14 protein-coding genes are annotated in these 13,326 nt (G+C 66.3%); 10 read left to right on the top strand and 4 right to left on the bottom strand.

Annotated features, from left to right (window positions below):
• The first annotated feature begins 2 nt into the window (after positions 1 to 2).
• From EXQ71_01250 to EXQ71_01210, 9 genes are all read left to right on the top strand, one after another.
• Positions 3 to 1,304, top strand: coding sequence for a hypothetical protein (locus tag EXQ71_01250; GenBank protein MSO86130.1), 1,302 nt, complete (start codon positions 3 to 5; stop codon positions 1,302 to 1,304).
• A gap of 73 nt (positions 1,305 to 1,377) precedes the next feature.
• Positions 1,378 to 2,667, top strand: coding sequence for a phosphopyruvate hydratase (locus EXQ71_01245; GenBank protein MSO86129.1), 1,290 nt, complete (start codon positions 1,378 to 1,380; stop codon positions 2,665 to 2,667).
• On the top strand, positions 2,667 to 3,077 hold the full coding sequence (locus EXQ71_01240; protein ID MSO86128.1) for a septum formation initiator family protein: 411 nt from the start codon (positions 2,667 to 2,669) through the stop codon (positions 3,075 to 3,077). Before EXQ71_01245 ends, EXQ71_01240 begins: the two co-directional genes overlap by 1 nt.
• A 212-nt stretch (positions 3,078 to 3,289) precedes the next feature.
• On the top strand, positions 3,290 to 4,252 hold the full coding sequence (locus tag EXQ71_01235; GenBank protein ID MSO86127.1) for an ATP-binding cassette domain-containing protein: 963 nt from the start codon (positions 3,290 to 3,292) through the stop codon (positions 4,250 to 4,252).
• Between the two features lie 2 nt (positions 4,253 to 4,254).
• Positions 4,255 to 5,079, top strand: a complete 825-nt coding sequence (locus tag EXQ71_01230) for a hypothetical protein (GenBank protein ID MSO86126.1) — start codon at positions 4,255 to 4,257, stop codon at positions 5,077 to 5,079.
• Entirely contained in the window at positions 5,076 to 5,873 is a 798-nt protein-coding gene (locus EXQ71_01225; GenBank protein MSO86125.1) for a hypothetical protein, read from the top strand. Before EXQ71_01230 ends, EXQ71_01225 begins: the two co-directional genes overlap by 4 nt.
• 201 nt (positions 5,874 to 6,074) lie before the next feature.
• Positions 6,075 to 6,527: a DUF501 domain-containing protein gene (locus EXQ71_01220; protein MSO86124.1), complete on the top strand. Its 453-nt coding sequence runs from the start codon at positions 6,075 to 6,077 to the stop codon at positions 6,525 to 6,527.
• 147 nt (positions 6,528 to 6,674) lie between these two features.
• Positions 6,675 to 7,514, top strand: coding sequence for an exopolyphosphatase (locus tag EXQ71_01215; protein ID MSO86123.1), 840 nt, complete (start codon positions 6,675 to 6,677; stop codon positions 7,512 to 7,514).
• Positions 7,511 to 8,101 carry an N-acetyltransferase gene (locus EXQ71_01210; GenBank protein ID MSO86122.1) on the top strand — a complete coding sequence of 197 codons (591 nt, stop codon included), beginning with the start codon at positions 7,511 to 7,513 and terminating at the stop codon, positions 8,099 to 8,101. The genes EXQ71_01215 and EXQ71_01210 overlap by 4 nt, the downstream gene beginning before the upstream one ends.
• A gap of 9 nt (positions 8,102 to 8,110) precedes the next feature.
• Here the strand turns inward: EXQ71_01210 and EXQ71_01205 are convergent, their stop codons facing one another.
• Positions 8,111 to 8,875, bottom strand: coding sequence for an enoyl-CoA hydratase (locus EXQ71_01205; protein MSO86121.1), 765 nt, complete (start codon positions 8,873 to 8,875; stop codon positions 8,111 to 8,113).
• Positions 8,876 to 9,042: 167 nt separating this feature from the next.
• Here EXQ71_01205 and EXQ71_01200 point away from each other — a divergent pair, with 167 nt between their 5' ends.
• Positions 9,043 to 10,269 carry a hypothetical protein gene (locus EXQ71_01200; GenBank protein MSO86120.1) on the top strand — a complete coding sequence of 409 codons (1,227 nt, stop codon included), beginning with the start codon at positions 9,043 to 9,045 and terminating at the stop codon, positions 10,267 to 10,269.
• Positions 10,270 to 10,314: 45 nt separating this feature from the next.
• Here the strand turns inward: EXQ71_01200 and EXQ71_01195 are convergent, their stop codons facing one another.
• The 3 genes from EXQ71_01195 to EXQ71_01185 are packed head-to-tail and all read right to left on the bottom strand — an operon-like array spanning position 10,315 to position 13,288.
• Positions 10,315 to 11,412, bottom strand: a complete 1,098-nt coding sequence (locus tag EXQ71_01195; GenBank protein MSO86119.1) for an NAD-dependent epimerase/dehydratase family protein — start codon at positions 11,410 to 11,412, stop codon at positions 10,315 to 10,317.
• Positions 11,363 to 12,298, bottom strand: coding sequence for an acyltransferase family protein (locus EXQ71_01190; GenBank protein MSO86118.1), 936 nt, complete (start codon positions 12,296 to 12,298; stop codon positions 11,363 to 11,365). Before EXQ71_01190 ends, EXQ71_01195 begins: the two co-directional genes overlap by 50 nt.
• A 33-nt stretch (positions 12,299 to 12,331) precedes the next feature.
• Entirely contained in the window at positions 12,332 to 13,288 is a 957-nt protein-coding gene (locus tag EXQ71_01185; GenBank protein ID MSO86117.1) for a hypothetical protein, read from the bottom strand.
• Positions 13,289 to 13,326 lie beyond the last annotated feature (38 nt).

Here is a 13,326-nt window from a genome sequence, read left to right as displayed (position 1 = left end):
CGATGGGGTGCCGGCCGCGGGTGGTGATCGCCGGGCTCGGTCCGGCCGACGCTGATCTGCTGACCACCGGTACCCGAGCGGCCATTGAATCCATTTCCGTGCAGTTCCTACGCACCCGACGCCACCCGGCGGCGGAGGCCCTGCCTAGCGCCACCGACTTCGACGGTCACTACGAGGGGGCGGCGTCCTTCGAGGAGGTGTACGCCGCCATCGTGGAGACGGTGGTGGCCGCCGCCGCCGAGCACGGCGAGGTGCTCTACGCCGTACCGGGTTCCCCGGTGGTGGCGGAGCGGGCGGTCGAGTTGCTGGTGGCCGACCAGCGGGTGGCGGTGCAGGTGCTGCCCGCCCTGTCGTTCCTCGATCTCGCCTGGGCCCGGCTGCGGGTGGATCCCGTAGCGCGGGGGGTGCGGCTGGTGGACGGTCGTCGTTTTGCGGTGGAGACCGCCGGGGTGGTGGGCCCGTTGTTGGTGGGTCAGTGCGACCAGCAGCACGTGCTGTCGGATATCAAACTGGCCGTGGAGGACGGGCCACCGGTGGTGGTGTTACAGCGGCTGGGGTTGCCGGAGGAGTTGGTCCGAACGGTGGCCTGGGACGATCTCGACCGTGAGGTGGATCCCGACCACCTCACCTCGCTGTGGATCCCCACCTTCGGCGACCCGGTGGCCGGCGAGGTGGAGCGATTCCATGAGTTGGTGCGGCGCCTCCGAACGGAGTGCCCCTGGGATGCCGAGCAAACCCATGCCAGCCTCACCCGACACCTGTTGGAGGAGACCTACGAGGTCCTCGAGGCCATCGATGGGGTGAATGTGGCCGCCGGGTTGGGTTTCGATGCACTGGAAGAGGAACTGGGGGATCTTCTCTTTCAGGTGGTGTTCCACTCCGTGTTGGCTGCCGAGGAAGGCCAGTTCACCTTGGCTGATGTGGCCCGGGGCATCCACGACAAACTGGTGGCGCGTCATCCCCACGTCTTCGAGCCCGATGGTGGTCGTCCCGACGTGACCCAACTGGCGACGGATTGGGAGCGGCGCAAGGTACTGGAGAAAGGCCGTACCAGCGTGATGGACGGGATTCCCGCGGCGCTGCCCGCTTTGGCCTATGCGCTGAAAGTGCAGAAGAAGGCGGCGGCACAGGGGGTGGCCTGGCCGGACCTGCCCGGGGGGGATCCGGCGTCGCTGGGGGGCCGGCTGTTGGCCTTGGTCGACGAGGCCCGGGCGACGGGTCTGGACCCGGAGAATGAGTTGCGCGGCGCGGCACTCCGACTCCGGGATGCGTACCGGGATCGGGAGGCTTCCGGGCCGCAGTAGCCAGTGTGCCTTTGTTCATCGCGTTCCCAGGGATAACATCCGCCTCACCTGCCACAGGAGCCACATCACCCCCATGTCTTCCATCGAACACGTCCACGGTCGCGAGGTTCTCGATTCGCGTGGCAATCCCACCGTGGAGGTGGAGGTCTTTCTCGCTTCGGGAGCGACGGGCCGCGCCATGGTTCCCTCCGGGGCTTCCACCGGGCAGTTCGAAGCCGTGGAACTCCGCGACGGCGGGGAGCGCTTTGGCGGTAAGGGCGTGCTGCGGGCCGTGGCTCATGTGAACGACACCATCGGCGGGGCCCTCGAGGGTTTCGAGGCTCTGGATCAGCGCGCCGTGGACCTGTTGCTCATCGATCTTGACGGTTCGGCCAATAAGGCCAACCTCGGGGCCAACGCCATGCTCGGCGTCAGTTTGGCGGTGGCCCATGCGGCCGCCGAGGAGGTGGGGCTGCCGCTGTGGCGCTACGTGGGGGGTGCCGATGCCCACCTGCTGCCGGTGCCGATGATGAACGTCCTCAACGGGGGAGTGCACGCCGACAACACCGTGGACTTTCAGGAGTTCATGATCATGCCCATCGGTGCCGCCAGTTTTTCCGAGGGATTGCGGTGGGGCGTGGAGACCTATCACACGCTCCGGGCCTTGCTGCACGATCGCGGCCTGTCCACCGCGGTGGGCGATGAAGGCGGGTTCGCCCCCGATCTCGCCAGTAGCGAGGAGGCGCTGCGCTTCCTGGTGGAGGCCATCGAGCAGGCGGGCTTCATGGCCGGTGAGCAGATCGCCATCGCCCTCGACCCTGCCTCCTCGGAGTTTTTCGTGGACGGTGCCTACCAACTGGTGGGAGAAGGCCGCACGCTCACGCCCGCCGAAATGGTGGACGAGTACGCCCGCCTGTGCGCCGCCTATCCGATCGTGTCGATCGAAGATGGCATGGCGGAAGAGGATTGGGAGGGCTGGGCGAGCATCACGAAACGGCTGTCCTCTGCGGTGCAACTGGTGGGTGATGACCTCTTCGTTACCAATGTCGAACGACTGGAGCGCGGTATCGACGCCGGGGTGGCCAACTCGATTCTCATCAAGGTCAACCAGATCGGCACCCTCACCGAGACCCTCGAAACAATGCGGATGGCCACTCGCGCCAGCTACACCTCGGTGATGTCGCATCGGTCCGGGGAGACCGAGGACGTGACCATCGCCGATCTCGCCGTGGCCACCAACTGCGGCCAGATCAAGACAGGGGCACCGGCGCGTTCGGACCGAGTGGCGAAGTACAACCAGTTGTTGCGCATCGAGGCCGAGTTGGGGGAGACCGCCGCCTATGGAGGGGCCAGCGTGTTGGCCCAGGGCATCGGCCCAGAGTGATGTCGCGTCGTCGCGCTACTCCCGCCAAGCCGGTCACCCCCCGCCGTTCGTGGCGGCGCTCCGGGCGGATGCTGGGGCTGGTGAGCGGGGCCGTCGTGGTGCTGGCGTTGCTGGTGCTGGTGGTGTTGCCTACGCCGACCTATCTGGCCCAGCGACGGAACATCCGTGAAACCGAGCAGCGTCTTACGGTGCTTCGTCATCAGAACCAGGCCTATGAGGATCGCGTCGAGCGCCTGCAGTCGGCCGAGGAGATCGAGCGGCTTGCTCGGGAGCAATACAACCTGGTGCTGCCGGGGGAGGAGGCCTACGCCGTGCTGGCGGCCCCGCTGCCCCCGCTGGAGTTTCCCTCGCTGTGGCCCTTCGGCCCGATGTTGAGCGCGCCGGCCCCGGCGGAGCCTCCGCCGAGTTGAGGAGGCGACGGCGGTAGGATCGACGGCGACCGACTCAGTCCTGCCCAGCCCTTGGGGGTGAAACGGGTGGATCTGGCACCATCGGGTCTCTCCCGCCGGGTCGATCCACGGGGGTGAACCCAATCGGTTCTCTGGGGTCACTCAACTCCCGAAAGATCTTGCCCCGCGAAGCGGGGTTGGACCGCCAGCCAAGCCGCCCGGAAGGAAGCCCCGTGAGTCATCCGATTGAAGTGGAGGGCTTGGTGCGGCGCTTCGGCGACATCGTGGCGGTGGCCGGAGTGGATCTGGAGGTGAAGCAGGGAGAGATTTTCGGCTTCCTCGGGCCCAATGGGGCCGGCAAGACCACCGTGGTGCGCATGCTTACGACCCTGCTGCGTCCCAGCGCGGGCGTGGCTCGGGTGGCCGGCCACGACGTGGTGTCGGCGGCGGGTGCCGTGCGCCGCTCGATCGGGGTGGCCCTGCAGGATGCCGCCATTGATCCACTCATGACGGGGCGCGAACTGGTGCGACTCCAGGCGGTGTTGCACGGGATCAGCCGCACCGAAGCTGACCGACGGGGGGATGTGCTTCTCGACCGAGTGGGTCTCTCGCTGGCGTCCCAGCGGCGGGTGGGTACCTATTCCGGTGGTATGCGGCGTCGGTTGGATCTGGCTCTCGCTCTCGTGCACGAACCCAGCGTGTTGTTCCTCGACGAGCCCACCACCGGCCTCGATCCGACCAGTCGGAGGGCCTTGTGGGACGAGGTGCGCCGGTTGAACCAAGAGGGAACCACGGTGTTCCTCACCACGCAGTACCTCGAGGAGGCTGATGTATTGGCCGGGCGTATCGCCATTATCGACGACGGCCGCATCGTGCGCGAGGGCGATCCGAAGGTGCTCAAAGAAGCCGTGGGTGACTACCGCCTCCAGGTGACGGTGGCGTCTCATCAACTACCGGTGGCGCGTCAGGCCTTGGCTGCCTTCGGCGACCCTCGTCCCAGCCATGAAACCGCCGTGGCGATTGGCCTACGCGCCGGGCCGACGACGGTTTCGGCGGCTTTGCGGGCTCTTGAAGATGCCGGGGTTCCGGTAGAGCAGGTGGAACTCGATGCCCCGAGCCTCGACGACGTGTTTGCCGAGGCCACGGGCCGTCGTCTCGAAGGCGCCAGCATTCCCGACGAAGGCGTGCCGGAGTAGCGATGGCTACGGTGGTCGTTGGTGAGCGAGACGTCGGGTTTGACGCCCGTGTCGTAGTTGAGCAGGGCCGAGCCCTGGGCCTGCGTTCGATCCGGGGCACGCTCCGTCAACCGCAGGTGTGGCTGCCGGGCCTGTTGTTCCCGATCTTCATCGCGGCGGTGAACACCTCGGCGATGGGGAGGGCGGTGGAGTTTCTCCCCGGATTCGACGGGGTGGATTCCTTGCTCGACTTTCTCCTGGTGGCCTCCATCACCCAGTCGGTTCTCTTCGGTGGGCTCGCCGCGGGCAGCGATACCGCCACCGACATTCAGACCGGGTTCTTCGACCGCCTGTTGGCTTCTCCGGTGTCGCGCACATCGATCCTGGTGGGCCGGTTGATGGGGGCTTCGGTGACCGGCGCTCTGCAAGCCCTGGTGTTCATCGTTCTCTACGGTGCCTTTGGGGCGCGCATCGCCGCCGGTGTGCCCGGTGGCCTGCTGCTCATGGCCTACGCCATGGTGCTGGCCCTGGTCATCGGCGGCTTTGCCGCCATGCTGGCCCTGCGCACCGGTTCGGCCGAAGCGGTGCAGAACATGTTCCCCCTCACCTTCATCGTGTTGTTTGTGTCCTCGGCTTTCTTTCCCACGGAGTCGATGGAGGGGGCCTACCGTTCGATCGCGTCGTACAACCCGGTGACCTGGATGGTGGATGGGATGCGCTACCAGGTAATCGTGGGACTCGACTGGAGCAGGGCCGCCGGGTCGCTTCTGGTGGCGGCGGGGTTGGCGGCGCTAGCCATCTTCGGGGCAAACATGGCCTTGCGGGCGCGGTTGCGGAGGGCAACATGACGGCACCGACCATCCCGGCGCCGTCGGTGTTCTCCTGGGTTCCCATGGCGCTGGCCCTCGGCCACCGGTCGCTCCTGGGGATCTTGCGCATCCCGTCGGCCATGGTCCCCTTGCTGGCCATGCCGATCTTTTTTCTGGTGGCCTTTTCGGGCTCCTTCAGCAGCCTGTTGGCGCTGCCGTCGTTCCCCACCGACAACGTTGTGAGTTGGTTTGCGCCCTTCGCCATTATCCAAGGGTCGGCTTTCGCGGGCTCTGGTATTGGCTTCGCCACCGTGCGGGATATCGAGACGGGTTTTTATGCCCGGCTGCTGCTGTCGCCGGGTTCGCGGGTGGCCCTACTGGCAGGACCAGCCTTGGCCACGGCGGTACGGGCGATGGTGACTACCGCTGTAGTGCTGACGGTGGCGCTGGTGATGGGGGCGCGTATCCCCGGCGGTGCCCTCGGTCTGCTGGTGTTGTTCCTGGCCGCGATAGGCACTGCGGTTATTTCGGCGGGCTGGGCCCTGGGCCTGGTATTTCGAATGCCCAATCAGCGATCCGGTCCGATCTTGCAATTAGTGATTTTTGTGTGCACATTCCTCTCGACGGGCACCGTGCCTCTCGCCGATCAGATTGGATGGACGGAGCCGTTCGCTCGCCTCAACCCCCTCAGTGATGTGCTCGCGTTGGCCCGTCAGGGATTTGTGGGTGAGGTCACCTGGTCGGTTACCTGGACCGGATTGGTGGCGCTGGGGGGTGCGCTGGTGGTGCTGTGGGTGTGGGCGGCGACGGGGATCCGGAAGTTCACGCCATGACCATCAGAGGCCTGTGATGGGGATGTCCATCACCCGCAACCACCCGCCGAAGCGGGAGGAGGTGGAACCGCGCGGGCGGCTTGAACAGCAGCGGAGCGATGCCCCTGGCCTGCGCCGGACCTCCACGCCGTCGCCGACTCCGGCGGCGTTGGTCGGTGGTGCGGGCTCATCGGTCCTGAAGTGGTCACTGGGCCGGCACCCATGACCGCCGACGCGGCCGATCGAGCGGCGGTAGAGGCGCTCCTGGGGCGGCCGGTACAGGGGGCCTTTGTGGTGGTGGTCCGGCACGACGACGGTTCGCCGGTGGTGCTGCAAAACGCTCCGCTACTCCACGACGGCACGCCCATGCCCACCCGTTACTGGTTGGTAGGCGAACCCGAACGCACTCGTGTTTCACGACTAGAAGCCGCCGGGGGAGTGAACCGGGCCGAAGCGGAGATCGACCCCGCCATCTTGGTGGTGGCGCACGCCCGATACGCCGCCGAACGCGATGCGGCCGTACCCCCGGGCCACACCGGCCATCGGCCCCGCGGCGGGGTGGGGGGCACCCGGGTGGGGGTGAAGTGTCTCCACGCGCACTACGCCTGGCATCTCGCCGGCGGTGACGATCCCGTGGGCCAGTGGGTTGAGGAGCATCTCCTCCAGGCGACCTAAGCACCGCCGGGTTCCCCCCGGGCGGGCCGCGCGGGTCGGCGTTCCCACCGGTAGCGTCAGGCGGTGCCTCTGCTCGCCGCTATCGATTGTGGAACCAACTCCACGCGATTGTTGATTCGCCACGGACTCACCACCGTGGAACGGCGGATGACGATCACCCGGTTGGGCCAGGGGGTGGGCCGCAACGGTCGACTGGACCCGGCGGCCATGGAGCGCACCGTGGCCTCGCTGCGAGACTACCGGGGCATTATGGACGCCCACGGGGTGGAAACACTGCGAGTGGTTGCCACCTCCGCAGTGCGCGATGCCGCCAATGCCGAAGACTTCGTAGCGGCGGCCGCCGCGGTTGGCATGCCAGTGGAGGTGCTCAGTGGGGCGGAGGAGGGCGCGCTTGCCTTTGCGGGCTCCACGGCCGATCTGGACCTGGCGGAAGGGCCGTTCTTGGTGGTCGATATCGGCGGTGGTTCCACCGAGTGCATGGTTGGTAGCCGCACCCTCGACGCCGTCCGCTCTTTTGACCTGGGCTGTGTGCGCCTCACCGAGAAGCACTTCACCACTGATCCGCCCGCGCCCGAAGAGTTGTCCAATGCCATCGCGGAGGCGTCGGATTTCTTTGACGATCTGATTCGAGAGGTGCCGCCGGCCACCGCCGCACGAAAGGTGGTGGGCCTTGCCGGCACCATCACTACGGTGGCGGCGGTGGAGATCGGGTTGGCGCAGTGGGACCGCGATGCCCTCCACCACTTTGTGCTCACTCGGGCGGCCGCCGAGGACGTGTTTCGCACCCTGGCTACCGAAGCGCCGAAGGATCGTGTGCACAATCCGGGCCTCGATCGGGAGCGGGCTGATGTGATCGTGGGCGGCTGCTGCATCTTGGTGGCCTTCATGCGCACGCTCGGGATCGACGAGTTATCGGTGTCAGTCGCCGACATCCTCGATGGTCTTGTCGCCTCCATCGTTTCGGATACGGCAGGATCAGGGGCATGAGCACCCTGATCAGCCGCCGGGTGGTGTTGCGTCCCTTGGTGCGGGAGGACTTTCCCGCGTGGTCCGAGGTTCGTCAGCGCAACTGCGACTGGTTGGTGAAGTGGGAGCCGGCCTCGCTGGCCGGGGCCCCCGATCCGGTGCGCGATCGGGCCGCCTTCGCGGCGCGCTGCGGTGCTCGTGACCGCGAGCGGCAACTCGGCACCAGCCACGGCTTCGGACTGTTCGTCGATGGCTTCTTCGCCGGCGAACTCAACCTGTCCATCGTGCAGCGAGGACCGTTTCAGAGTGCCTACCTGGGCTACTGGATCGACCAAGCCCGCGCCGGGCAGGGCTACATGCCCGAGGCGCTCGTGTTGCTGTGCCAGCACGCCTTTGAGCAACTGAACCTGCACCGAATCCAGATCTCGATCATTCCTCGCAACCTGGCCAGTCGGCGGGTCACGGAAAAACTGGAGATCCGTGACGAAGGGGTTGCCCTGCGCTACTTGGAGATCAACGGGATCTGGGAGGACCACATTCGCTTCGCCATCACGTCGGAGGAGTGGGTCGATCGCCGTGACGCACTGGCGGCCACCTGGATCGACTGAGGGGCGCGGCTAGTTCGAGGAGATTTTGGCCTGAAGGGCAGCCACGCGAGTCTGGAAGGTTGGTTGTTCCAGCGACCACACCTGGGGCACGAGTTCGCGGTCCACGGCGGCGGGATGGTCGGTGATGGTCGGGACATCGGCCAGGGTGGCTTTGGTGCGGCGGAGAAGTTCGCCAGGAACCGAGGCGGCGCGCCCGGCCATCAACCGGGCGTAGTTGAGTAGTTCATCGTCGGGTAGGCATTTCCACACCAGCCCTACCCGTTCCGCCTCTGCGCCGTTGAGTATCTCGCCGAACAATACGGTGGCGGCCACCGTCTGCGGACCAGCAATACGGTGGGCCATCCAGGTGTGTCCTCCCCCGGGGTGCAGACCGAGGTTGAGGAAGCGCGTGTCGAAGCGGGCACTGGTGGCGGCGAGTCGCACATCACAGACAAGGGCGAGGTTCATCCCCGCGCCCACCGCCGCACCATTTACCGCTGCGATGGTGGGAAGCGGGGAGCGCCCGATCCGCAAGAAGCCTTCGTAAATGGCGCGGAGGCCCACCTCGGCTTCGCCTCCGGATGCATCACTGAGATGGGATAGGTCGGCGCCGGCACAAAAGGCCGGTGCCGATCCAGTGATGATGACGGCGCCGACGCTGGCCTGGGCTTCGAGTTCGTCAAACCGTTCGGTGATCTCCACCACCATGGGGAGGGTGAGGGCGTTGCGGCGATCGGGGTCGCTGAGGGTGACGGTGGCGACGCCGTCGGCGATTTCAGTGTGCAGAAGGGACATAGGGGCAGTTTGGCACTGCGAGTGGCGCTGGTGTGACTTTGGGTCCTGTAATTGTTACAGTTTACCGACTATAGTATTTCTGTTGCCCTCCCGGACTTGTGGTGCGTGTTGCACGCGGGGACGATGGGGGTGCTGTGGCTCGTGTGAATAAACCCCAGGTGAGGTGTATGGGTTCCCGTTCGTTGTCCCCGAGATCTGTTGTTGCCGCCCTTGGGGTGGTGTTGGCCGTCGCTCTGGTTTCAACCCCGCTGGTGGGATTGGCTCAGAAGGCCACCGAGAGTCCCTCGGCCCAACGGGAACGGGTACGCGCTGAAAAGGCCCAGGTGGCTACCAAAGTGGATGCCCTGCGAGCCAGCGACGCGGAGGTGTCACGGGCGCTTGCGGATCTGCAAGACAACGTGGCCGGTCAGCGGGCACTGTTTGTCGAAGCCCAGCGAGCCGCCGTCCAAGCCGATCAGGCTCTCGCCGAAGCTACTGCGGCGGTGGAGGCCAAGACGGCCGAGATTGCCCTCCTGCGCGAGGACATCCGCGAGTTCGCCGTCGAGGCGTTCGTGCATCCGCCTTCCGACGATGCGCTCGCCGCCCTCGACTCCGACGACCCGGGGGAGGCCGCCGAGAAGCGGGCCCTACTGGAACTGCAGAACACCAACGACGACGACCTCCTTGATCGTCTCGGCGCCGCCGAGGAGGACCTCGAGGTGGAACGGGCGCTGGCCGTCGACGCCGCGGCTCAGGCCAAAGCCAAGAAGGCCGCCGAGGAAGGTCGTCTGGGTGAGCTCACCTCGGCGCTCGAGCAACAAACCGCCTACGCCAATCAGGTGCAGAGTCGCCTCGATCGGGCGCTCGCGGAGGCCGAGAACCTCGCCGACATCGACGCCACCTTGTCCCAGCAGATTCGTAACGATCAAGCTGACCTCGCCCGGCAAAACACCGGCGCCACCGGCGGTGGTCGCCCCCCCAGCGGCGGCGGTGGGGGATCGCTCAACCCCGGCCTAGGTTCGGTGGCCTGCCCTAATGGCGGCTCAATCACCGTGGCGACCTCGGTTACCGGGCGCCTGCGGTCAATGATCAACGCCGCCTCGGCGGCGGGCAACGCCCTTTGCGGTGGGGGTTACCGCAGTTCGTCCGCGCAGATCGCCTTGCGTCGCGCCCACTGCGGCACCAGCGACTACGCGATTTATCAGATGCCGTCCTCTCAGTGCAGTCCCCCCACGGCGCCCCCCGGCTCGTCCATGCACGAACGCGGTCTGGCGGTGGACTTCACCTGCAACGGTGGCGGGGCCATTAGTTCTCGCAGTAGTCCCTGTTTTCGGTGGCTGGCGGCCAACGCGGGGGGCTACGGCTTCTACAACCTGCCCAGCGAACCCTGGCACTGGTCCTCGAACGGCAACTGACGCTCGGGGCAACCCTGCCCTCGGGTGGGGCAGGGCGCGCGGCGATCAGTCGGGATGGACCACGGCGGGGCTATGGCGGAAGAACTGTTCCACGTCGCGTTCGTACTGGTAGGCCGCACCGGTCACTCCGGTCATGGCGCTGACGCGCAGTGATCCGACAAAGTCGGTCACCGTTCCGGCCGAGGTGAAGTCGTAAGCGAAGCCGCGTTGTTTGAGACGGCGATTGTCCACGCCCCGGCCGTGGCGCAGCAGGTCGATCAACTCAGGGGGTAGCTCGATGCCCAGGCGTCTGATCGGGGCGCTGAGCAACCCAAGACCCCAGGGGGAGAGGGGAATGGTGCGTTTGCCGCAGAGGGCAGCCACCTCGCTCCAGGGCAGGAGGCCGTCGCCGGCAACGTTGAAGGTGCCTTGGATCTCGCGGTCAAGGACGAAAAGGATCGCTCGCACCACGTCCGTTTCGTGCACGAACTGGAAACGCGGGTCGAACCCGAACATGCGCGGTACCAGCGGCAGATCGAGGGCCTTGGCCAGAGGGGTGGTGATGTCGGGGCCGAGAACGTTGGAGAACCGCAGCATGGCGACGGCGATCTGCGGGTTGTCCACGGCAAAGTCGCGTACGTAACTCTCCACCTCCAAGAGGCTGCGTTCCACCATCTGAACCGGCACCCCCGCCCGCCGGCTTTCTTCAGAGAACCACACCGGGTCTTTGGGGTGGGCGCCGTACACGAGGGTGGACGATTTCACCACCACGTTGCGCACGGTACTGCCCGGAGCCGAGGCGGCGGCGAAGAGGTTCATGGTTCCGATGACGTTGATCTCGTGGATTTGGCGGGAGCTCATCTGAGTGGAATCCATCACGAGGAAGGTGTGCACGATCGTGTCGATTCGGGCGGCCTTCACGATGCGGCTGAGGATCGAGTAGCTCTCATCGCTGCGCACGTATTCGGTGCGCTCCAGGGGGATGTTGGGTGCGTTGCGGTCGAGGCCCACGATCACATCGACGTTGGGGTCCGCTTCCAGGGCTTGGGCTAGCCGACTACCCCAGAAGGTGCCGAGGCCGGTGATGAGGACGCGCTTTCCCATCGTGGGCCCTTCAGCCGAACCAAACAGATTTGCGGTCGCGCAGCATGTCCAACAGGGCATCTTGGATGTGTTGGCGGATGTGTTCGGACTCGTCCATTACGAGGCTTCGCGAATAGCGGGGTTGATCGGGTTCCACATCGAACGTGACCGGGTCGAGTACCCGTATCTTGATTTTGGCCGGAAGAGGGAGCAGCGCCCCGAGGGGGCCGAGGGCGGCAAAGGCGAGCATGTTGGCGGTGATCGGGGCGTAGGGGAGGCCAAGCACTTTGGCCAGGGGAGTGTTCTTCCAAAGGATCGGCATGGCCTCCTCGGCCCCCACCACCGCAATCGGCACGATCGGCACCCCGGCCCGCATGGCGATCTGCACGAACCCGCCGCGCCCGAAGCGTCGGAGTTGGTACCGATCGCGGTAGTACTTGCCGGTGCCTTTGGTGCCCTCAGGGAACACCAGGGCCAACTGTTGCTGCTCCCGCAGTAACCGATAGGCGTTGTCGGGGTGGGCGAGTACTCCACCGGTGCGGGCCCACAACGTGCCGGCGATTGGTAGTCGCTTGAACATCTCGTCGGCTAGGCCGTACACCGGGCGGCCGATTTCTTCTTCGATGCCGTGCATGATGGCGGGGGCGTCGGCGGGAATGGCACCCGCATGGTTCGATACCAACAGCGCACCGCCGCTGGTGGGGATCTTGTCGAGGCCGTCCCATTCCACGCGGTGCCAACTGCGGTACAGCGGGCCGTAGATCCGTCGTGCTAGCTCTCGGCTCTTGGCCGAGCGGCCCCACTCGTCTACATCGGAGCATCGCAGATCACCATGCTGGTCGGCTTCCGGCTGCGATGGCACCGCTACGAGCGCCACCGAGGGCGTGCGGGCTTCAGCGGGAACCGGGAGCTTCACTACCCGGCGAGCTTTGGTGGCCGTTTTGGTGGGTTTCTCCGACGGCGCCATCGGTGCTGATGGTAGTTCTTGACAGCGGTGTGATCACCAGCCGCTCGCATCGTCGTGCTCTCTGAGGTGCTGCTGCCCGACGTCGCAGGTGCTCCGCTGAGGGCACCAGCGACACTGCAGGCCCGGTTTCAGCACCGGTGGGCGGCCATCGTGACGCAAGGCGACAATGAGACCCGCCGCCGCCACCACTCGCTCCACGGTGGAACCGAGGGTGTCGAGGGTGACCACTTCTTCCTGCAGGCGAGCCCCGTCGAGGTAGTAGCTCGCCAACAGCCGGGGCGGCACGCCGAGCCGAAGCGTCTCGATGAGGGCGTAGAACCGGAGGTCCTCATGATGGTGGGGGGCGAAGCCGCCGGTTTTTAGGTCGATGAGGACCTTGCCGGCCTGGGTGCCGTGGGCTCGTCCCACGCTGAGGTCCACCTTGCCCGCCAGTACGATCCGGTCGCCGTTCAGGTCCGCCCGCAGGCGACTCTCCGCCACCGGTCGCCAGCGGGGTTCGAGCGGGGGAAAGCACTCAAGGAACAGATTCACCCGCTCGGTGGCCTCGCCGCGCACCTCGGCTTGTTCGCCGTCGGTGAGGGCAGTGAGGTAGTCGCTGATGCTGTCGGTACTGGCGATCAGGTTGGCGAGAGCGGCGTCCACGAGTTCCCCCGCGGCAGGATCGCCCCGCCAGGCGATCGACAACTCGATGGCCTTGTGGGAGATGGTGCCGCGCACGGTGGCGGGCGACCAGGCAAACGGTGCGCCGTCTTGGGCCAGGAACAGCCCTTCGCATCCGTGCACGAGGCCGAGGAGGTATTTCGACAGCCACAGTGTTTCCCCGGCGGGGATGCGCTCGGCCACGGGGGTGAGAGCGTCTTCGAGTTGCTTCCGTAGTTCGTAACGAAGGCGGGGGTCGAACGCAGGACGTTCGTGGGGACGGGCACCTAGCACGGCCATCACCGCGCTCTGGGCGGGGTTGAGCGCGGGAGCGGGAGCATCGTGATCCACGCCGGGAGACTGTCACACCTGCGAGGTTGAATGGAACG

This window comes from Acidimicrobiia bacterium, assembly GCA_009694375.1.
In the GTDB taxonomy this organism is placed as follows: Bacteria; Actinomycetota; Acidimicrobiia; order Acidimicrobiales; family VFJN01; genus VFJN01.
Note: the sequence above shows the minus strand (reverse complement) of the source record. Positions and strands in the feature narration are given on the sequence as shown.